29 protein-coding genes are annotated in these 18,669 nt (G+C 39.1%); 4 read left to right on the top strand and 25 right to left on the bottom strand.

Translation table 11 applies throughout. The features are described from left to right. Positions 1-13: 13 nt before the first annotated feature. The 25 genes from FZD51_RS05950 to FZD51_RS06070 all read right to left on the bottom strand — a co-directional run bounded on the left by FZD51_RS05950 (position 14) and on the right by FZD51_RS06070 (position 15,826). Positions 14-1,741: a terminase large subunit gene (locus FZD51_RS05950; RefSeq protein WP_148974250.1), complete on the bottom strand. Its 1,728-nt coding sequence runs from the start codon at positions 1,739-1,741 to the stop codon at positions 14-16. After that, complete coding sequence (locus FZD51_RS05955; protein WP_148973923.1) at positions 1,741-2,259, bottom strand: phage terminase small subunit P27 family; 519 nt, start codon at positions 2,257-2,259, stop codon at positions 1,741-1,743. The genes FZD51_RS05950 and FZD51_RS05955 overlap by 1 nt, the downstream gene beginning before the upstream one ends. 92 nt (positions 2,260-2,351) lie before the next feature. Continuing rightward, a complete protein-coding gene (locus tag FZD51_RS05960; protein ID WP_148973924.1) occupies positions 2,352-2,732 on the bottom strand; it encodes an HNH endonuclease in 381 nt (126 codons plus the stop codon). Positions 2,733-2,734: 2 nt separating this feature from the next. After that, complete coding sequence (locus FZD51_RS05965; RefSeq protein WP_148973925.1) at positions 2,735-3,100, bottom strand: hypothetical protein; 366 nt, start codon at positions 3,098-3,100, stop codon at positions 2,735-2,737. Between the two features lie 410 nt (positions 3,101-3,510). Then, positions 3,511-3,714, bottom strand: coding sequence for a hypothetical protein (locus FZD51_RS05970; RefSeq protein ID WP_148973926.1), 204 nt, complete (start codon positions 3,712-3,714; stop codon positions 3,511-3,513). 9 nt (positions 3,715-3,723) lie between these two features. Beyond that, complete coding sequence (locus FZD51_RS05975) at positions 3,724-3,933, bottom strand: DUF4177 domain-containing protein (RefSeq protein WP_148973927.1); 210 nt, start codon at positions 3,931-3,933, stop codon at positions 3,724-3,726. A gap of 107 nt (positions 3,934-4,040) precedes the next feature. After that, on the bottom strand, positions 4,041-4,397 hold the full coding sequence (locus FZD51_RS05980; RefSeq protein WP_148973928.1) for a hypothetical protein: 357 nt from the start codon (positions 4,395-4,397) through the stop codon (positions 4,041-4,043). Positions 4,398-4,419: 22 nt separating this feature from the next. Next, on the bottom strand, positions 4,420-5,097 hold the full coding sequence (locus FZD51_RS05985; protein WP_148973929.1) for a hypothetical protein: 678 nt from the start codon (positions 5,095-5,097) through the stop codon (positions 4,420-4,422). A 195-nt stretch (positions 5,098-5,292) separates the two neighbouring features. Beyond that, the gene (locus tag FZD51_RS05990; RefSeq protein ID WP_148973930.1) at positions 5,293-6,063 is read right to left on the bottom strand and encodes a restriction endonuclease; all 771 of its coding nucleotides are present in this window, start codon (positions 6,061-6,063) and stop codon (positions 5,293-5,295) included. Positions 6,064-6,363: 300 nt separating this feature from the next. Beyond that, positions 6,364-7,614 (bottom strand): hypothetical protein, encoded by a 1,251-nt coding sequence (locus FZD51_RS05995; protein WP_148973931.1) that lies wholly within the window; start codon positions 7,612-7,614, stop codon positions 6,364-6,366. Between the two features lie 232 nt (positions 7,615-7,846). Continuing rightward, positions 7,847-8,389 carry a site-specific integrase gene (locus FZD51_RS06000; RefSeq protein ID WP_148973932.1) on the bottom strand — a complete coding sequence of 181 codons (543 nt, stop codon included), beginning with the start codon at positions 8,387-8,389 and terminating at the stop codon, positions 7,847-7,849. Continuing rightward, entirely contained in the window at positions 8,364-8,840 is a 477-nt protein-coding gene (locus FZD51_RS06005) for an ArpU family phage packaging/lysis transcriptional regulator (protein ID WP_148973933.1), read from the bottom strand. Before FZD51_RS06005 ends, FZD51_RS06000 begins: the two co-directional genes overlap by 26 nt. An 85-nt stretch (positions 8,841-8,925) precedes the next feature. Beyond that, the gene (locus FZD51_RS06010) at positions 8,926-9,102 is read right to left on the bottom strand and encodes a DUF3954 domain-containing protein (RefSeq protein WP_262380793.1); all 177 of its coding nucleotides are present in this window, start codon (positions 9,100-9,102) and stop codon (positions 8,926-8,928) included. A gap of 65 nt (positions 9,103-9,167) precedes the next feature. Continuing rightward, positions 9,168-9,347 (bottom strand): hypothetical protein, encoded by a 180-nt coding sequence (locus FZD51_RS06015; protein WP_148973935.1) that lies wholly within the window; start codon positions 9,345-9,347, stop codon positions 9,168-9,170. 389 nt (positions 9,348-9,736) lie between these two features. Then, positions 9,737-10,153 (bottom strand): hypothetical protein, encoded by a 417-nt coding sequence (locus FZD51_RS06020; RefSeq protein ID WP_148973936.1) that lies wholly within the window; start codon positions 10,151-10,153, stop codon positions 9,737-9,739. A 153-nt stretch (positions 10,154-10,306) separates the two neighbouring features. Next, positions 10,307-11,566, bottom strand: a complete 1,260-nt coding sequence (locus FZD51_RS06025) for a DNA cytosine methyltransferase (protein ID WP_148973937.1) — start codon at positions 11,564-11,566, stop codon at positions 10,307-10,309. 143 nt (positions 11,567-11,709) lie between these two features. Further along, positions 11,710-12,012, bottom strand: a complete 303-nt coding sequence (locus FZD51_RS06030; RefSeq protein ID WP_148973938.1) for a hypothetical protein — start codon at positions 12,010-12,012, stop codon at positions 11,710-11,712. A gap of 102 nt (positions 12,013-12,114) precedes the next feature. Continuing rightward, entirely contained in the window at positions 12,115-12,303 is a 189-nt protein-coding gene (locus FZD51_RS06035; RefSeq protein WP_148973939.1) for a Fur-regulated basic protein FbpA, read from the bottom strand. A gap of 4 nt (positions 12,304-12,307) precedes the next feature. Continuing rightward, the gene (locus FZD51_RS06040; protein ID WP_148973940.1) at positions 12,308-13,204 is read right to left on the bottom strand and encodes a DnaD domain-containing protein; all 897 of its coding nucleotides are present in this window, start codon (positions 13,202-13,204) and stop codon (positions 12,308-12,310) included. Positions 13,205-13,587: 383 nt separating this feature from the next. Beyond that, on the bottom strand, positions 13,588-13,956 hold the full coding sequence (locus tag FZD51_RS26830) for a zinc-finger domain-containing protein (protein WP_148973941.1): 369 nt from the start codon (positions 13,954-13,956) through the stop codon (positions 13,588-13,590). A 180-nt stretch (positions 13,957-14,136) separates the two neighbouring features. Further along, a complete protein-coding gene (locus FZD51_RS06050) occupies positions 14,137-14,472 on the bottom strand; it encodes a hypothetical protein (RefSeq protein WP_148973942.1) in 336 nt (111 codons plus the stop codon). An 18-nt stretch (positions 14,473-14,490) separates the two neighbouring features. Next, positions 14,491-14,796, bottom strand: coding sequence for a hypothetical protein (locus tag FZD51_RS06055; RefSeq protein ID WP_148973943.1), 306 nt, complete (start codon positions 14,794-14,796; stop codon positions 14,491-14,493). Positions 14,797-14,931: 135 nt separating this feature from the next. Then, positions 14,932-15,189 (bottom strand): helix-turn-helix domain-containing protein, encoded by a 258-nt coding sequence (locus FZD51_RS06060; RefSeq protein ID WP_420886218.1) that lies wholly within the window; start codon positions 15,187-15,189, stop codon positions 14,932-14,934. A gap of 92 nt (positions 15,190-15,281) precedes the next feature. Further along, positions 15,282-15,572, bottom strand: coding sequence for a group-specific protein (locus FZD51_RS06065; RefSeq protein ID WP_148973945.1), 291 nt, complete (start codon positions 15,570-15,572; stop codon positions 15,282-15,284). A 29-nt stretch (positions 15,573-15,601) separates the two neighbouring features. Then, positions 15,602-15,826 (bottom strand): helix-turn-helix transcriptional regulator, encoded by a 225-nt coding sequence (locus FZD51_RS06070; RefSeq protein ID WP_148973946.1) that lies wholly within the window; start codon positions 15,824-15,826, stop codon positions 15,602-15,604. Positions 15,827-15,992: 166 nt separating this feature from the next. Between FZD51_RS06070 and FZD51_RS06075 the strand changes: the two genes are divergently transcribed. The 4 genes from FZD51_RS06075 to FZD51_RS06090 all read left to right on the top strand — a co-directional run bounded on the left by FZD51_RS06075 (position 15,993) and on the right by FZD51_RS06090 (position 18,605). Further along, positions 15,993-16,310 carry a helix-turn-helix domain-containing protein gene (locus FZD51_RS06075; protein WP_148973947.1) on the top strand — a complete coding sequence of 106 codons (318 nt, stop codon included), beginning with the start codon at positions 15,993-15,995 and terminating at the stop codon, positions 16,308-16,310. A gap of 74 nt (positions 16,311-16,384) precedes the next feature. After that, the gene (locus tag FZD51_RS06080) at positions 16,385-16,981 is read left to right on the top strand and encodes an ImmA/IrrE family metallo-endopeptidase (RefSeq protein ID WP_148973948.1); all 597 of its coding nucleotides are present in this window, start codon (positions 16,385-16,387) and stop codon (positions 16,979-16,981) included. A gap of 12 nt (positions 16,982-16,993) precedes the next feature. Next, positions 16,994-17,356 carry a hypothetical protein gene (locus FZD51_RS06085; protein WP_148973949.1) on the top strand — a complete coding sequence of 121 codons (363 nt, stop codon included), beginning with the start codon at positions 16,994-16,996 and terminating at the stop codon, positions 17,354-17,356. Positions 17,357-17,438: 82 nt separating this feature from the next. Next, the gene (locus tag FZD51_RS06090; RefSeq protein WP_148973950.1) at positions 17,439-18,605 is read left to right on the top strand and encodes a tyrosine-type recombinase/integrase; all 1,167 of its coding nucleotides are present in this window, start codon (positions 17,439-17,441) and stop codon (positions 18,603-18,605) included. Positions 18,606-18,669: the final 64 nt, after the last annotated feature.

An 18,669-nucleotide genomic window follows, 5' to 3' on the forward strand; every position in this document is an offset into this window, starting at 1 on the left:
TTTCACCCCCTCCTTAGCCCCATAATTTTTTGAGGAAATCATCCGAAGCAAATTCTGATACGTCCATGCTGCCTTCAGCCGAAGACATGGCCAGCTTCCAGGCATCGATGATGGCATCCACTGGATCTATCCGCTTCTGCTGAAGATCCTTATCCAACTTGATTTCACCAAAGGAATTGGAAACCGTCTTGGCATTGGTCACGGACCAGATGAGCAGTTCATTCTTTTTGTTATACTCCACATTACCGGCCGCGACCTCGAGCCGGAAATCCTCAGTAGCATCGTTTAGATTCCTCGCAGACTGGGTGATGGAGACTGAATCAATCCCCAGCTCCTCCAAATCATTCAAGAAGGCAGATGCATTGTGAGGATCGTACCCGATCATTTTCACTTCAAGGCTGTATTCAGCAATTTGCTTGGCCAAATAGGCAATGATGTATTTATAATCGGTCTTTATTCCGCCGAGGGTTTCTGTAGGTGTCAGAAGCCCATCTTTAATCCACATATCATAAGGTGCTTTATCTGATTTGATATGCTCCGCCACTCGTTTGGCCGGAATGAAGGAGTGGGAATGAATAAAGTATTTCCTCACGTAATTCTCTACATAGGGGAATATAAGTGCCAAGCTGGTCAAGTCGCCCCCACTGGATAAATCAAGCCCCGCATAACACGAAAAACCCTTGAAATCTTCAAGGGTCTTATTGCTCTCGCTGTTCTTCCAGTGTTCAAGATTCATATATTGGTTGTCGGCAAATTTGACCCACTGATTCAGTGACTTGGTAAGGAAATTCCGTAAGTCCTCACCGCCCATTGCCTTGGCTTTAATGGCTTCAGCCTTTAAGCTGTTCAACGTTTGTTCCGTCCACAACGGATTTGCCTTGATCCAGTTGGTTTCATCCCAAATATCGTCGTCCTTATTCAATTCACAAATAAAAACAAACTGTGTCTCGTCCTTCACAACGCCCGCAAGTATCTTTTTACAGTATTCATAAAGGGCATAACATGGAGAATTCAAATCAAAGCCAGCTGTGGTGATGACTGAAATCAGACATTGTTTTAACTTTTTCGTCCCATCTGCCAGCAGCTTGTACATCTGATTGTCCTTGTGAAGGTGGTATTCATCGACACTTGCAAAATAAGGACGGAAACCGTCGATGGACTTTGTATCTCTTCCCAGTGCCCTGATCTCTCCCTGGGACAGGTTGCAAAGGATCTTACTCGCATAGTCCTTGATGGTGTAAAGGCCTTCCTCGTACTTGCTGCCGCATAACTCCGGATCCGCATTGATGAACTTAAAACATTCTTTCAGTACGATCCTGGCTTGTAGCTCCTTGGTGGCCGTACAGTAAATCTGAGGATAGTTATAGCCATCAAAATTGCCATAATACATGGTCGGTACAGCATTCCCAAGTGACTTCCCGTTCTGCCTGGCAACTTGTACATAGGACGTTCTGAACCTCCGATATCCGTCCAGTGTCCTCCAGCCGTGCCAGGAGCCAAAGATGAAATCCTGAAATCCATATAAGCTAAGTGGCTGCTCTTCTTCCCCCTCGGCAATGGTCAATGTTTCAGCAAATTCGATGATCTCATTGGCCTTTTCACTATCCCAGACATAAGGAAAATCCTCTGTATCCTGCCTTTCCAGGTCCTGCAGATGCCGGTTGCAGGCCTGCTTTTGCGTATCGCCGGCGGGTATCTTCCCCATACACACATCCCAAGCGTAGGAAGTGACGCGATCGATCACTTCTGCCCACCACCAAACTTGGCAAACTTGCTTAGAGCCTTCTCCTTCGGCGCCTCGGGTATAACCAGTTTCAAGCGAGATGTAATCGTCAACCCTAAATCAGACGCTGCCGATCGGCACTCGTTGAAGAGAGATGTTTTTGTTTTCATGAGTTTTGTATAGGCACCATTCGCAACTGTGGCAAACTTATCCGGGCCAATCTCAACCTTTTCGGTGGGCTTTATTTTACGCAGCTCTTTCGTCAGCTTAATGTATTGATCCTTAGAATCGATATACCGAGCCAAACTATCAACGTCCAGGTTACTAAAGATTTTCAGACGTATCAGCTCTTCAGCCAGCTTGTTGAAATCCTTCTTTTGGGCAGCCGACAAATAGGCCGGCGCTTCGATCTTATCTGTGAAGCCGCGCATCGCTTCTTCTTGTTCCTCACGCTTCGCCATCTCTTCCTTGGTAAGGTGGTTCGATCGGCCTTTGCCCTGGATGACGGACAATGGCTGCTTATTTCTCCCAGCCATGGATTACACCTCCTTAAAAAAAATATTAAAAACGGATTTTTTGCGAGAAAAAGGGCCCACGCGGTCGCAATCCAGAAAAAAATAAAATTTTTTCAGGGGCCCAGGGGTCTGGCGTATTTCTTTTTGTCCTCAGCCGTCTTGATGTTATGGCAGCTATTGCATAGGGATTGCAGGTTATCCAACACAAGACGCAGCTCCCAGGCTTCCTTGATAGGTATGATGTGATCCACCATGTCAGCCCATTTGATTCGGCCTTTTGACAGGCAATGCTGACACAGGCCGATGTCCCTTGCCAGTGCTTGCTCCCTTACCTTGCGCCAAGGTGTGGACTTGTAAAACGCTGCTGTTTCCTGGTCTCTCCTGTATCTGTCATACAGCTTGTGTCGTTCTCCTTGCTTAGGTTTACAGCCCTCGCAGCAGTTCAGGGAGATATCGATAGGAGTGCCGCAGCTGCATAGCTTTAACATCGCCATGACTATCTCTCCAGACCAATACCTATTAACGTTGGCATGCCCTGCTGATCTTTCTCAAAATATTCTATGTTTACTTTGGTGTGTCCTGGAACAGAGGACTTGGTTACCCAATCAAAGAAGACTCTTACTTTATTCTGGAGGTCTTCTCCGTTATAGAAAACTCTCGGAACACTGCCCTCTGAATCTAGCTCAATTACCAGCAGCTTCGATTGCTTCATTGCATTCTCAAATCCATTCAGAGATGCCGTTGCTTTCTTAGCTTCTCTGGGCACTGCCTTCAACCCCTCAACTCCCCTCAATGCATCAGAACAATCCACATCCATTTTCAGCTTCCCAATGCTTCTGTTTGACTCTCGCTCTTCAGCCATATCACAAGACTCCTCCTCATTGATAGATTTTTGCATAAAAAAGCACCCAATCACTTGGATGCGTGCCGCCTTTTTAATTCATCTATTATCTGTTTATTCTCTTCAGTTAGATTATCGATTTTCTTTTTCTTATGCTCAGCTAACTGCTGACTTCCACAGCCTTTTATTTCTGCCCACATTGTGCGGATTTGCTTTTGTATCTTCCTGGCTCTTTCGTTCGTAAAGGCTGCACTGAACCTAGTGGAGCAATGTGGACACTTAAAGTAAGATTCGAGTACACCTTTAGGATGTTTCTTTTCCTCCAGGGAAATGATGAATCTCTTTCGGCAGTTATCACAATTTACTTCCATGTTATCACCCTTCTTTCTGCATAAATAAAAAGCACCCTCGAAAGGATGCTTTGACAACAGTTATAGATTTGTTACATTTCCGTGGAAACGAATTACTCCATTATCGGTTACTTCGACTTCACCAACAGTTATGGATGTTCCTCTAATTGTGACGATATCAGCGTCCATCATCAATCTGACTACATCTATACTAGCTACAGCTGCATAAGTTCCATTTTCAGTCACAGCTTCAACATCAACATATTTTTCATTATTTAAATCCATGCTTTCACCTCAGCTATTCTCTTTTTTGAAAATGAACTTTATCTCATTTGTTCTAACATCAATATCTCCTTCACTGCCATCACCTTTAATGATAGGTAATGCAGATACGAGTTCCCATCCCTGATCTCCTAATTCTTTTAGATCAGCTTCCAGTGTTTCATCATTATTCATAATCGCACGATTATTATAAGTGAACACTTTGTATTTAAAATATGCCATAGTATCACCTCCCACTCCCAATTATGAGTAAAAGGTGATTAATGGACAATCCCTATTATTCGTCAATTATTGACAAAAGAGCTCTCCGTCTGGAATGCTTCAAATAATTATTTTCCCGGTCGTTTCGAGTGAAATTCAGTGATTGCCGATTCAAAATCAATATAAATCTTATCAGCTTTTAACTCTGAAATCGAAAATTTCTCTGCTGCAGACTTCACTACCAATAAGTCATGAACCTCTGGATTATAACTTTCCCCATAATTTGTGGTTCTATCAAACTCATCTCTCATGAAAAAATAAATATTACTATTTTCCATTGAATTAATGAACACTTCTGTTTCAGGATCTCTTTTAATTTCCAATTTGTTACACCTCCTTATGCCTAAAGATTCGACAGCAGGAGTATCTTTCCTTCTTTTTACAGAAAAGGCGACACCTTCTTCTGCAAAATAAAAAGCACTCATTAGGTTGAGAGCCTGAAATATATTATTTAGATTTTATTTTCATTTTAAGTTCCCTGATAGTAGCTGCTATTTTATCGTCATCAGAATCCTTTAAGAATAGTGACAGTAGGGTCATAACAACTACTGAAGTGACAACGGAAACAATCAACGAGGTTGAGCTTTTTAAATCACCAAATAGTTTAATTTTGTCTTGATCACCAAATAGCACTATTAAATACCCAAACAACATTATAAACATAGTTGAGGTAATGGACATTAAACGAGAATAAGATATGCTTATTGAATGCCCTGATTCTAATGGTTGCTCTGCATTTTGATTGATTTCTTTATATTGAGTTTTTAATTGGGTAAGTTTTTCAGCACTTGATAATTTTTTATCGACCGGCATAAAATTTGTTAGAAAAACTTCTGCAATTAAGTCATCTAGAATATCCGAAACACTATTTAAATCAGATATTTCTACATTGTTCTTTCTTGAAATAGACGAGACCAGTGATTCAAATATTTCAATTGATGGATATTCGTCCTCCGATATTACTGCCTTCAATAGGGACACCACTTCATCGTTTGCTTTACCAATTCTTGTATTATACTCTTTTTTGCTTAATTTCCTAGCTACAAATATTTGAATAAAATATATAATAAAACCACTTATCAATCCTACAGTTATACCCACAAACCACTCATTTTCCCAAATCACTCTTTTCTACCTCCTTTTTGCCCATTTAATTATGGACTAAAGGAGGTATTCTAACAATCCCTATCGTTCGTCAAAAAATAACAAAAGACGACACTCCCAACCCGAGTGCCGCCTTTATATAATTTATTACTACCATAGTATCACGGAACTAGCTATTTTTACTGCCTATCTGTTGCCAAAACTCTGCCAGTTATCTTACTCAATGTTTCCATACTTCTGGATTAAAGCCTGCTTGCCTTCCAAGTAGCTTTGTTCGCTAATAACATGGTTCTCCTTTAATTGCTTCAATGAATCGTATAGTCTTATATGATATGCTATTGAAAGATCCTCTGTAGGATAATCTGTATAATCGTCATCGATTTCATCTATCAAGGCAAAGTACTTTTGTTTTAATAGTGTATAAAAGTTTTTATCTGTTAAAGTCTCTAATTCATCAATTGTGAAACCAAGGATTATTCTTTCGTTACTATTCGCAATTGCTAATTTTCTTCTCTTTCCTTCTGCATTTATCCATGGGCTTTTGTTTCTTCCTCGACTAAAAGTTTTGAAAGAACTAAAAACCCCTACCTTTGCTTTTTTAGACCTTAATAATTCAACTAAGTCTGTAACCTCTCTTACCCCAATAGATTCTTTATGATTTTTGGATTCTCCAATCATTCTTGAACCAATCTTTTCATATATAAACATTGGCACCATTCCGTCAATAAAATTAATAATGTGGTCTATTTGATTATCTCCCTTTAATACATTCGGCTCTACATAGCCAATTTCAAACCTTCTGTATACAAAGGTCATCAAATCTTCCAAGGCATCGCCCTTTTCTTTTTTGGTCCCACTTATTAAAGTAGTGCGTACATTGTTGATTAATTTAAGATATTCCTCTTTTTCTTCGTTACTTATGGGAGTCCAAATTTCCTCATCTTTTGCAGCACTTATGAACTTGTTAAATGGTATAGTGTCCTTCATATAGAGGCCTCTATAATATGCTTAGGGATGTCTTTTTTTACAAAACCTACCCTGATATTTTGTGTATTTAGTTTCGAATTACAATTAGGACAAGAAAACTTTTCACTGACAATAAAATCTCTTAACTCTTTCTTGCTAATAAATTCGAATCCATGTTCTAATTCGGGATCTTCGTTTAAACAAAACAGATAAAACCTGGCTTCAAGTATCGAATCAAGAGCCAGGTGTGTTAGTAGAGTTTCAATAAGTGGGAGAGGTATTTTAGTCTTACGTGACAAATAATGAGGTGATGCTGTTGCATCAGGCTTGAGAATCGTCAACTCCTCGTCCAAACTCTTCAAGTTCTGAGAAGGTAGAGGTAGATTCAATTTCCTCTTTATATTCATTAAGTTTTCGTAAAACATTGTCCACTACCTCCTTCCCAGTACCTGATGTAGTATATTTTTTAAGTGAAAAGTACTTATCTAATTTCTTTATTATGTACTGATATTCCTTTTCTGCTTCACGATGTATTAACCCAACGTTTAAAACATCGCCATGTTCCCACATTAACCTAATAATATCAGCTGCTTCTGAATGACTTAAAGCTTTTCCTCTGGTGTTTGCCCTGAATTGAGTCAATCCCCTGTCGGTTTGTTGTAAAAAAATCTGAAAAGGTAGTTCTTTTTCTATCCTCCTATGAATGACAATCATTTCACTTTCATAGGCACTCTCAAGTGACCTTCTTAGTCTTAGCATCGAATCTTCTCGATCAAGTTCAGGGTTAATTTTTTTAAGGCTTTTTAATAAACCTGTTATATGTTCATTAGAAAAATTTTCAATTTTTTCTTCTATTATAGGATTATTGTGATAAAAATATTCCTCTGAAATTTTGGAAAGGGCATTAACAATCCAATCAGGTTCTTTTAATGTAAATGCCAGGATCTTCTCTCTGAAGAAGTGTAGGATAATCCATGTAACATCATCAATGTCTCTTCTTTTACTTTCGCCATATACTGATGCTAATCCTACAGTTGGGTGCATAAATAATACAACTGACGAAAGGTTAAAATCAACGATAATATATGCAAGATACACATGTTTTCTCAATTCCATTTGACCATCAAGTTTTTTTACTTGTACTTGAGCCGGTGCAGCCAGAGAAAACAGTACTTGATTTTTATTTTCTATTTTTGAAACATTGACGAGCTTTATTTCATTTAAGTTCTCTGCATTAATATCATATAAAGGTGTTTTTAATTTTATTGAATTTTCATATAGGACTTTAACTGAAGTATTCTTTAAAAAATCTGTCTCCTCAGCTTCGTAAATAAATAGTGAGTTGTTGCCTTCCAACTCTACTTCACTTAACCATTCCAAGAAATAAGGAAATGGAATGTGCCCAAACATTAAGTCTCTTACAGTATTTTCTCTAAAGATTGTATTGTTTCTAGCACGTTGAACATTAAATTTGTGATGTAGAATGGAAAGTCTATTAGAATCAGCTCTTTCTAAGAAATACCCTAAATTATTCCTTTGTAAATCTGATAAATCATTATAATTATCAATCATAAAACTTCCCCCCGTCAAAGTATATAGTACGTTCTATTTATCTGATAGGTTCAGTTTACATTATCTTCTAATATTTTCACACTCTAATTATCCATATCTTATATTTTGTGTAACTGCCCGAAGGGCTGAATCCCTTGATACAAGTGATTAAATCCGTATCCTTTTTTTGAGTTCCACATCATACTTATTATGATTAACTGATTACAACCAAAAAGAAAAAGCGATGAGCAAGCTATATCTTAAACCTGCTCATCGCTTTGTCCATTCCATCCTGGTTAACGCCGATATACTTTAACGTAATATCCGGAGAGGAATGGTTAAATATCTCTTGTAGCATTGCCACATCTTTTGTCTGTTGATAAAAATGATACCCAAAAGTCTTTCTCATCGTATGAGTCCCGATATCCTTCAATTTGAATTGTGCAGCAGCCTTACGAAGGATCTTATAAGCCATACTTCTTCCAATGGGTTTATTCTCTCCCTGTCGACTCTTAAATATATATTCTTCGTCTGGCTGATTAACAACGCACCGTCTTAACTCTCGTCTCAAGGCTGGAGTAATTAATATCCACTTCTGTTTGCCGGTCTTCTGTTCCCGAATAATGATGTGTTTGTCTTTTACATCGCCCACCTTTAATTTCAAGATGTCTGATATTCGAAGGCCGGTATTGATTCCCATAAGAAAGAGAAAATAATTACGTTCACTTTCCTCCTTCAAGTATGTCTTTATAGCTTCAACCTTCTCTAAGTCACGGATTGGTTGTACAAAGTTCATGCTCCTTGTCCCCCTTATCCTCATAAACCTCAATATGAAGAGCAAACGCCAATTTATAAAAGGCTTTTGATTTATAGCGATGGTAGCTTCTCTCGCTCATATGGAGCTCGCTGTAGACCTGATAATCAAAGATATCGTCTTCAGTCATATACCGACGTATGATAATAGCTCTTTCCTTGTATCCAAGTCTGTTTACAGCATCTAGAATCCTGTTAATGTAATCTGTCCGTTCCCTGTTGTAATCAACGTTATGAATAGCAGCATTTTCAGTAGAAGAATTAAATTTATTGGTATTTGAAGGTGGTACAAGTGAAAAATTTTGAGTAACAGAAGGCAATTGATCTAATTCTTGGGAAAGAAGGTACACACGATACTTCTCTAATGCTCCCTCGACTTTTCTCTTTGTTTCATCCCGATTAATGGTTGCTAAATGAAATTCTAATTGTCCCAATTACTTCCCCTCCGTTCCAAGATAAAAAGGACACTAAGCAAACGCATTGAGCGTTCAGTTAGTGTCCCTGGTTGTTCCAGTAGACTTATAATTTATGTGTGGAATTCAATTCGTAATGTGATACTTTACCTGACTGCCAGGCAATCACCTGCTTGCCATATCCGTTAGGCGGACTGGTCACTAGAATGAGCTTTTCATCCTTCACAATGTAGGTAGCATTCTTCTTGAGATCCACTTCTGCGACCAATTTCGATAAGTCCATATTCACCAGGATTGCCCCCTATGATATAATTTAGGTGGACTTGCTGGGAGAAATCCTGGCTTTTTTTATGCTCTTTTCGACTTTAGGCTGCTTTCATTTGCTTTTTTAGATCTCCACTTATAATCAGGACTAGTTTTGGCAGAATCCTTTCTTGAGACCTTCTTCGGTTCCTTGATAGGATGCTTGGCCACGTATGATGCTAATTCTTCATCAGTCATATACCATACTTTGATTTTCCCAACCATAACTACACTCCTTTTTGTTGGATGCCATTTACAAACAACTAGTTTATCTAATACAATTTACCTACACTAGTCTTTATTGAATCTAACTAGTACCTTTTGCTGGACCTCACCGATGAATAACTGGTGTAAAGTCAAACAGATCTTTGACTCCACACCTGAAAGGGGTTTAGACAGCCCTTCGTGTTTTGCACGTAAATAACGCTTAAGGGAAAGTCGCAATTTCAATTAAGATAAAAGTGTGGATATGTCTTAATTGGACATGGTCTTTTGTGTGACAATGCATATCTGCTTTTTGCGTGGAACGGATATGGTAATCACACGAGCAAGGGCTACTTTCTACATATTTCATCAAGATTGCCCCTTGCTTTGCATTTATATAGGATTGTGCATTAATCAAGAAGTTTAAAGTATTCCTCGAATATAGGACTTCCTACATCGCAAAACCACTTTCCAGAGACAAAAACCCCAATACTTGCCGGTAACCTTGATGGGATGGTTTTAACATCGAACTCTTGGCCCTTACTGAAACTTTCCCCTTCGAATTTGATATCCTTAATCACTTTAACCCTATTACCATTTCCCCAATGACCATGACACTTCATGATTTCTATAACTTCATCTGCATAAGGCTCGTCAGTGTTGATTACTAGATATTTAGCATTCCCAAGACCTTCTATTGCTCTGCTCATCTCAATTTGCCCTACACAATCAATTAATTTTTCTTGCTCATTCTTGCTCAGGTATTTTTCAATATCATCGTTTTTTACAACAGTAAACTTTATTTGCATACCATCTAAATCAGCCATTATCAAATTCCTCCTAAAAAAGTAGTTGGAGTTAACTATCCTTAACCTCAAGGCTAAATTCTATAAATGGGCTACCGCAGAAAGGGCATAAGTTAGGTTCCATACCATCCTTCACAGAAGTATCCTCTCCGCTCTGACAGATGTAGAGATCTCTCAAGATATGTCCCTCCGGGAAACCTTATATCGGTTCTTTGCAATACACATTTCCGGAAGATTAGCTCTTACCAAGGCATCTGGAAAATCTGGCGGTACTGAATTACCCACTCTTCTTATTTGGTCAGATTTGGTACCAATTTGGTGAATATAGTTCGTAGGGAAACCCTGACCGGCAAACAACTCATGTGGCTGCAGCATCCTTAACCCTATATCCGAGATAGCGTATCCATTTGATTTAACAGCTACCAGCCCGAATCTATCTCTGGTTGTGATGGTGTGCAATGGCTCTTTTAACCCTTGCCCCACCCCTTGACCGTAGTATTTCGTCAGGAAGGCAGTCACTAATCCAAATCGGTTACCTCCCGCTGTTATGGTGTGAAGTGGAGTTTTTAAGGAGAGACCCCTTACCTCTTTGCTGGATTGTTCTGTATAATAACTGATTAAGAAAGCCGCCTTATGTTCATCTGGCACCAAAAAGGGGTTTTCATCCTCAATAACAAACCTTTCAAGGCCTCTTTGAATCCGTTTCAGAGTGTTAGATACTAAAGGTTTCCTTCGGTCAAAGATTGACGGTACCCCAATGGACCAGTCGATAATTTCGCTTGATGTTCTCCAAGGCTTTTTTCTCCCAAGCTGTACAGCCGGACTCTGCGGATCTCCATGAGTAGGCTCCGGCCAAATTATCTTCTTCCCATCACAGCGTGCAATCATAAAAAATCTTTTTCTTATGGTCGGCGCCCCATAATCACAGGCTTGCAGCTCCTTAAATTGGACTTCATACCCTAATGATTCCAAAGCTTTTACAAAGCTATTGAACGTGACACCCTTCAATTCTTTTCGTGGTTTCCCTTTGCTATCCAATGGGCACCAATCTTTGAATTCCTCAACATTCTCGAGCATGATGACCCTCGGCTTTACTGCAATAGCCCATTTAACAGCTATCCAGGCTAAACCTCTGATTTCCTGTTTTACAGGTTTTCCACCTTTGGCTTTTGAATGATGTGTACAATCAGGACTGAACCAAGCCAGCCCTACCCTGCGGCCGCGGCAGGCTTCTTTTGGGTCCACATCCCAGACACTTTCGCAATAATGCTCTGTATCTGGATGATTGGCCTTATGCATGGCAATGGCAGCCGGATCGTGATTAATGGCAATATCTACAGATAAGCCAGTCGCCATTTCTATTCCTGTACTGGCACCGCCCCCGCCGGCAAAGTTGTCGACTATAATTTCTCTAAAAAGATCGAGCTGTTGCACCAGGCTTCCTCCTAATCAACTGAAATTTTGTTCCAAGCACCCATTGCAGATAAAGCTTAATAAATTGTCAGGCTCCCCGGGAGAAGCTTCTCCTCCGCACATCACGCAGCAGTTGTCTGGGCAAGTCTTTACTTGCGCTGTGCTCATCGTTTAATCAGCCTCAACATCTTTTTCGCCTTATCCGGGGGCCTCCTGCCTTGTCCCATTCTGGGGTAGCTATTTTCCCAGCGTCTTTCCCATTCCTTCAGTGCGTCAGCCTCTCCCTCTGAACACCTGATATGTAGCTCGTATAAGGGGAGCCTTTGAAGATCCATACGCCCGACTACCTTGAATAGGTTATGCTCCTCTTTACATTTACCAGAGCAATATTGGACTTCATCAGAAGATATGGAGAATACCTTCTCACAGTTCGAACATTGACTCTTTTTTCCAATCAGCAGCTTCACGATTAATCCTCCTGTCTAATTCGAAAATTGCCGCATTTCTATGGCTAACCGTTCGTCTGGCCAGATAATATAACTGACCGAGTGTTAGGTTTCCCACGGCGATCACACCTCAATATCCATTGAGATTTCACGCCCTATGTCACATGCCATGTCGATGTACATGCGCTCAAGTTCGGTCAAAGTGGAGTCCAACAGTTTCTTATGGTCTTCAGCTTTAGAGTGGCCGGACTGAATAAGTCGCTTTATGATGAACTGCTTTCGTTTTTGAACTTGATCCATAAGTATCGCCATTTGCTTACTCCTCCTGGGTCCTATACTTTTTCATCCGTTCCTCCAAGGCTTTTCGCTTTTCTGCTGTAGCCTTGTCATCAACTGCACCGTGTGCAATCATTGGCGAAGGAACTAGTGGTTCATCAAACCATTCGGGAAGCTGTTCTTGGCGTACTCGAGCAAAAGGTTTTCTAGCACCTGTTCTGCTCTTACTAGACTGCTCTTGGTGGGCCAAGATAAGAGCATCGGCCTCTTTGACACTAGTAATCTTCTTTTCAGCCCAGTTAATTAATATCTTTTCAACGTAGCTCCAGCTTTTAGCTCCACGTTCAACGGCTATTTTCATAGCTTTAACGACTAGCTCATCATTAAGGTCACTGCACCAGCTGCTGATTTTTTCTTGAATGTATCCTCCAATGGTTCCGAATCCATTTTGTTCAAAGAATCGGAATGGATTTTCATGAGCAGACGCGGGCTCTTCTTCTTCTTTTTTATCTGTAGTAATCTCTGTAGTATTCTCTGGTAATGGCCTGTTCATATTGAGCAGCTCGTCTGTCCATTCTGAACACTCCGTCTGTTCATTTTGAACAGGTGGTCTGCTCATATCCTCCAGAAGGTCATAATTGATCCGATACCATTTGGTATTGTCGATTTTCAGTTTGTTGAATTTCCCTGTGATGAAAAGACCTTTAGTCTCAAGCTTTGTTATAGTCCTTCTAATCGTGCTGATTGACCAGAAAGGGAATTGCTCCTGCCAGTCTTCATATGAGTTATAAACCCATGTAAAACCGTCTTGAACATTGCTGCTTTTCTCTAGCCAGTAATGTAGCTGCTGAAGGATCATAGATTCATTCAGCCCAATTTTTTCAGCCAGGGTCGGCAAGACGACTATAGGACTCTCATCCAATAAGAGTTTGCTCATCTTCCTTCACTCCTTCCTCAACCCGAACGCATAAGGCATATGGTCCCTTAATGGATATCAATGCGTAATCTGGGTATCTAGTTAAATATTTCTGCACATGGGTTAAAAAATTGCTCCGTTATAGTTTCTTGTTGATCCAGAAGCCATTTTGGGAGCAATACTTTTGAGTAGTAATCTAACAAATCAAGTCCTCCACCTGTTCAATAAAAATGTGGACATGATGATCTTTTTTTGCCGGTATAGTTTCTTTCCTTCGGTTATATCCATACACTCCGACACACCTTCGGCGGGCACGAATGCTGTATGGACCGTACAGAATGACTCATTTACCTTGATATCGAAATCAACCGAAAAGAGCTTATCTGTTCTCTCCTTTCGTAGTATCAGCCAGCTTGCCCACGTTGGTTTTTCCTAAGCGAGTGAAGTTTCGCTGTGACTGTTGATGGGGATCGACGAAGTCTCATGGCCAAGTGCGCAATCGAAAAGTGTCTCGAATGATTCAGGAGATAAAGTTCCTCCTCTTTTGACCAGCTGCCTGCTTTCAATGGCCTTTCTTCTAAAGGCATTAATGTCTGTTTTGAATCCCGAACGAGCCGAGAAGATAACTCCTGCATTTTTCGTCCAATAGGGCATTCCCTAATGCAATAGCTCATGTGATCATATCCAGTCCGATACTCACAGGTGCCGCATTCAGAAGATAATAGATTATTAATTTCAATTCGGATTTCCTTTTTTTCTTGGTGGGTAGCCATCGACTCTTCCCCTTTCTTCTGTAATTCGGTTCGAACCGTAATGACCAGGAACAATCAAAGGGTAGAGTAGGTAGAGTTGATTCCTCCTGGCCATTACGGCAAGTCCGAATCTTGCCGCAACACAGTATATATGTTATTGTTGCTTTATCCCAAAATCACTTTTTTAAGAGCAGTGAGTGTTCAAGCACTTGCTGCTTTTTTCTTGCCTATTTTCGGACCGTTTGTGTACTGGAAGTTAAATCGAACCCGCTCGATCTCTGCCCCTAGCAATCTATATCGTTCAGATTGGTCAAGCCTGTCCATTTCCCGGAGCTGCTTCCCATATTTGTTTAAGGACTGTGTGACATAAATCATTTCCATTCCGTCCAGCTCTACTGAAGGTTGCGCCTCTCTTAACTTATTGAATGCAATATCAAAAAGAAGTTGACCCATTCCCTCTAGTTCCTGGCGGAAAGCCGTCATGGCTGTAATTATCATTGAATGATCACTGCTATTAAGCTTAAGTATTTGTTTCAAATTGATGCCTCCTTTCCCTTATCTTTCAAAGCTCTCCATGAGCTCTAACATTTGTCTGCATTCCGACTTGCCAACAAGAAACTGGTCGACAATCACCTTTCTTTTTTTTGATACTTCGTAGCTCCTTACGAAGGCAGATGTTACGAGTAAAACAGTGGCAAAATTCCCATGATCCATAGGTACTACGATTTTGAAATCATGTCCTTGTTTTTTTGCCCAGGAAACGTTTAGACTCATTTCATGTGCTAGTTCTCGGCCAAAATTATTAGAGGCACTTTCTAAAAATTGCTCAATGTTCTCCACAGTCTCCTTGTTTTCAAGCATCCTCTCTTCGCCCCTTCGATTCCTCTTTCAGGAAATCATATAAAACAATTCCCATCAGGACAGCTGCCGTTGTTACCAAGTACCAAAAAATCACTGTCATCCCTTTACCTCCTTATTATTAATCCTTAGTCGATATTAACTGACCAAATTTCCAACTAGAGGCAACAGCTGATGAATTAGATTTATGCCATCCATCCCATATAAGTAAGCCACTGCTATCTCTGGTGTATTCGTCACCTGAATCCATTGTAAAAATGTATGCATATCCGGGATCTTCCGGTCTTTTTCGTACTTTGAAACGCAAGATTGGTTACGGTTCAATCGATGTGCTAATTCTTCTTGTGATAGACCGGCCCGTTCCCTGCAAGCTTGCAGAACAGCGCCGAATTTCAATATATTCACCCCCTTTCAATATTCCAATTTGGAATACTCAATCATTGGATAGCTTGCTATTATTGATATAAGTAATGTTGTTTCATGTTAATTTATATAGCTTCTTTTCTTGTAAAGCCATCTCCCATATTTTCGGCCCATTTTAGCAGGAATTCTCTACACTCTTTGGCTGGATAATACCATTTTTGATTAAGCTTAAATTTAGGAAAACTCGGATCATAAAAGAAATATTCCTTTATAGTGTTCCAACTCATATTGGTTTGACGCTGTAATTCTTTTGTATCCCAGAAAGTAACTTCATTCTCTAAACGCTCCATGTGTTTCTGGATTTCATTCTGATACAATGCTTTAATTTCTTCTTCATTAACCTGAATTTTAATCATTTTTTCACCTCTTTATTATGGAAATAAGATTAAGCTGTACGTTCCCCAACTTCGCGAATCGAGTAGCGACTGGGTAAAAAAATATCTTCAGTTTTCTTGCTATATAGTTTTGCAATCTCTTGTGCGCGTTCTGCGCTAACTTGTCTTTGTCCATTTTCGATTTGCGACAAGTACCCACCAGAAATATTGAGCTTTTTCGCTGCACTTTCTAAGCTAAAACCAGCATTAATGCGTGCTTTCTTTGGTAGACTCATTTGATTCACCTCCTTAATAACTTTGCATATTGAGTTGTTAATGACATAATATCATCGCAATTCGCAAAGTGTCAACGCATTTCGCGAAGTTTTTTTGAAATTATTGAAGTTTGCAATTCGCAAAGTATAATTGAGATATAAGATGATATTAAGGTGGTATTAACCGATGGAGTTTGGAGAAAGGTTACGTGAATTGAGAAAAGAAAAAAGGTTAACCTCAAAACAATTCGGTGAAAAGTTTAAACTTGCAGAATCGACAATATCAGGATATGAAACAGGAGCAAGAAAACCAGATATCGAGTTAATTAAGGCATTCGCAAAATTTTTTGATGTCACAATTGATTATTTACTTGGAGAATCGTCTGATAGAAAAGGTAATATTGTCGGCTCTGCTTTTTATGACTACGATAATATTACTGAAGAAGAGAAAGACTACCTAGACCTTCAACTAGAGATCTTCAGGAAAATGAAAAAAAAACAATAAATAAGGGGGGAACCCCTATTTATTTTTCCGTAAAACAGAACATACATTCCCACCTTAGTAAGGAGAAGATTTTTTTGTTTGAAGATTACATAAAAACCGAACTTGAGTCAATAATCGAGAATATCTATCGTGACAACAATATGCTTTTCCCCCATGACTTAACTATAAGAAATTTAGAAAGAGCTTTTAATGTGAATGTGCGTTTTATGGAAGATGCACCTAATCGGGCAATTTGGGATGATGAGGTTGCCGTAATCTTCCTACAATCTAAAATGCAGTTGAAAGAAATTCGCTCAGTGCTTTTTCATGAAATATGCCACCCGTTTAGACATGTTGGGAGCCAGGAAGTACAACCACAGTTATTTAGAGGACTTCAAGAAATCCAAGCAAATTTGTTCCAGTTGTACTCTTCCATCCCTTTTTTCATGCTGGAAAGCATAACCTTGCCATCAACAGAGGATGAGCTAGTCCATTTATTTGAAGAGGTTTTTGTAGTGACAAGGGAGGTAGCAGTTAAAAGACTGGAGCAAATCAAAGCAAGAATTTGGCGAAACAAAATGGATATCCAGTTGAAGGAAAGAGAAAAGCAAAGACATAAAAAAAACTCTATAGAACTATCAACCGAAAGTGTAAGGCTACTACAACAATTAAGCTATCAAGTTAATAAATGATGGGGTGGTTTTTTGATTAGGCAATCAGTTTTTTATGAAGAATTTGAGGCTAATACCTATCCTTACTGGTATGGTATTGCGTTTGACGAATCAGATGTTGATTGGGAAAAAGAGATATTTTATTTTGATGTGAATGCGCCATTTGAACGTTTACAAAAGGAGGATCTAGAGGATTCTTTTATGAGTATTTCTGTAGGAAGTGCCGAAATTGTAAAATCACAACACCATAGAAACAGGCTGGGTATTGTTCTGAAGAAACTAAAAAAAAGAGCTGAGGATTACGATGCTGATTTTAGGAAGATACGGCAATTTATAATCTTAGTATCTGACATCGAAGAAATCTTGTCATTCCATAAATCAATTAATAATATGTAATACTTTTAGAAATTACTCTATGACAATGATTCCATACGATTAAAAGATGAAGCTTATACTTATGAATTAGAGGTGAAAAAAGGTGGCTACATTTAGGAAGCTTAAAAGCGGACGATGGCAGGCTAGAGTTTCTCGTGATGGACAAGAATTTAGCATTGGGACATTTCGTACAAAAAAAGAGGCTGAAATAGAAGCAGGTAAAGTTGAGGAACGAATTTATTATGGGCAAACTTTAAATGATAGACACTTATCCTTTGAAGAAGTTGCAAAAGAGTGGCTATACGATCACAAACAAGCAAATCTTAAAGAATCAACTTTTGAACAAGTTGAAGTAATCGTTAGGCTGCACATACTCCCTTATTTCGGAAATAAAAGGGTAATGAACATAAGAAGGTCGGATATAAAGAAATGGATTGCTAAATATAGCGCCATGTTAAATGAAAAAGATACGCAAAAATACTCATATGGGGCTCGCTTGAAATATTTATCAATGTTAAAAAGTATATTTCATTATGCGGTACACGAGTTGGAAGTTCTCGAAAAAAACCCGGCAGATAAACTTAAGATACCAGTTCAAGATACTTTGTCTATTAAGTCAGAAGTGAAATATCTGCAGCTTGAGGAGTTAAATCAACTACTCGATTTTATGAAAGGTTATAAACAACAAAAATTCCCTGAGTATCAATTATATTACATGCTAATATACTTTCTATCGCAAACTGGCCTTCGGATTAGTGAAGCATTGGCACTTAAATGGGGCGATATTATGGATAAAAAATTAAAGGTTGAACGCCAAACCAGGAGAAAGAATAATAATGAAATTGTAATTACCACATTAAAAAATTCATCTTCGTATCGGACAATTGCCCTTAATGATGCACTCGTTAAAGAGCTAAAGAAATTTAGACTTCAACAAAATGAATTAATTTTAGGAAGAATAAATTTCTCAAAAAATACCGACGATATCATTTTTCAAAATTATTTAGGACAATACCTCACTCCTTCGATTGTTCGCGAGTCATTACAAAAATACTCCCAACTGGCTGGTGTGCCCTATAGAGGAACACATGGTTTTAGACATACACATGCAGTTTTATTATTAGAATCCGGAGCAAGCATAAAATTTGTATCGCAAAGATTAGGCCATAAAACAATAAAAACTACGGCTGATACCTATCTTGATATTACTCAAAAAATAGAAGAAGACGAACTGAAAAAGTTCGCCTCTTATACCTCTAGATTGCACTAGAGGAACTCAGATCGGCACGAAATCGGCACGACCCATTTTGTTGCAACTAATAAAAAGCAAAAAA

It is taken from the genome of Bacillus infantis (assembly GCF_008180445.1).
Lineage (GTDB): Bacteria > Bacillota > Bacilli > Bacillales > Cytobacillaceae > Bacillus_AB > Bacillus_AB infantis_B.

Coding starts and splice junctions, on each gene's coding strand:
- FZD51_RS05955 (WP_148973923.1), bottom strand. CDS start 2,259: ATGGCTGGGAGAAATAAGCAGCCATTGTCCGTCATCCAGGGCAAAGGC.
- FZD51_RS05960 (WP_148973924.1), bottom strand. CDS start 2,732: ATGGCGATGTTAAAGCTATGCAGCTGCGGCACTCCTATCGATATCTCC.
- FZD51_RS05965 (WP_148973925.1), bottom strand. CDS start 3,100: ATGGCTGAAGAGCGAGAGTCAAACAGAAGCATTGGGAAGCTGAAAATG.
- FZD51_RS05970 (WP_148973926.1), bottom strand. CDS start 3,714: ATGGATTTAAATAATGAAAAATATGTTGATGTTGAAGCTGTGACTGAA.
- FZD51_RS05975 (WP_148973927.1), bottom strand. CDS start 3,933: ATGGCATATTTTAAATACAAAGTGTTCACTTATAATAATCGTGCGATT.
- FZD51_RS05980 (WP_148973928.1), bottom strand. CDS start 4,397: ATGAGTGCTTTTTATTTTGCAGAAGAAGGTGTCGCCTTTTCTGTAAAA.
- FZD51_RS05990 (WP_148973930.1), bottom strand. CDS start 6,063: ATGAAGGACACTATACCATTTAACAAGTTCATAAGTGCTGCAAAAGAT.
- FZD51_RS05995 (WP_148973931.1), bottom strand. CDS start 7,614: ATGATTGATAATTATAATGATTTATCAGATTTACAAAGGAATAATTTA.
- FZD51_RS06000 (WP_148973932.1), bottom strand. CDS start 8,389: ATGAACTTTGTACAACCAATCCGTGACTTAGAGAAGGTTGAAGCTATA.
- FZD51_RS06010 (WP_262380793.1), bottom strand. CDS start 9,102: ATGGACTTATCGAAATTGGTCGCAGAAGTGGATCTCAAGAAGAATGCT.
- FZD51_RS06015 (WP_148973935.1), bottom strand. CDS start 9,347: ATGGTTGGGAAAATCAAAGTATGGTATATGACTGATGAAGAATTAGCA.
- FZD51_RS06020 (WP_148973936.1), bottom strand. CDS start 10,153: ATGGCTGATTTAGATGGTATGCAAATAAAGTTTACTGTTGTAAAAAAC.
- FZD51_RS06035 (WP_148973939.1), bottom strand. CDS start 12,303: ATGGCGATACTTATGGATCAAGTTCAAAAACGAAAGCAGTTCATCATA.
- FZD51_RS06040 (WP_148973940.1), bottom strand. CDS start 13,204: ATGAGCAAACTCTTATTGGATGAGAGTCCTATAGTCGTCTTGCCGACC.
- FZD51_RS26830 (WP_148973941.1), bottom strand. CDS start 13,956: ATGGCTACCCACCAAGAAAAAAAGGAAATCCGAATTGAAATTAATAAT.
- FZD51_RS06055 (WP_148973943.1), bottom strand. CDS start 14,796: ATGCTTGAAAACAAGGAGACTGTGGAGAACATTGAGCAATTTTTAGAA.
- FZD51_RS06065 (WP_148973945.1), bottom strand. CDS start 15,572: ATGATTAAAATTCAGGTTAATGAAGAAGAAATTAAAGCATTGTATCAG.
- FZD51_RS06070 (WP_148973946.1), bottom strand. CDS start 15,826: ATGAGTCTACCAAAGAAAGCACGCATTAATGCTGGTTTTAGCTTAGAA.
- FZD51_RS06075 (WP_148973947.1), top strand. CDS start 15,993: ATGGAGTTTGGAGAAAGGTTACGTGAATTGAGAAAAGAAAAAAGGTTA.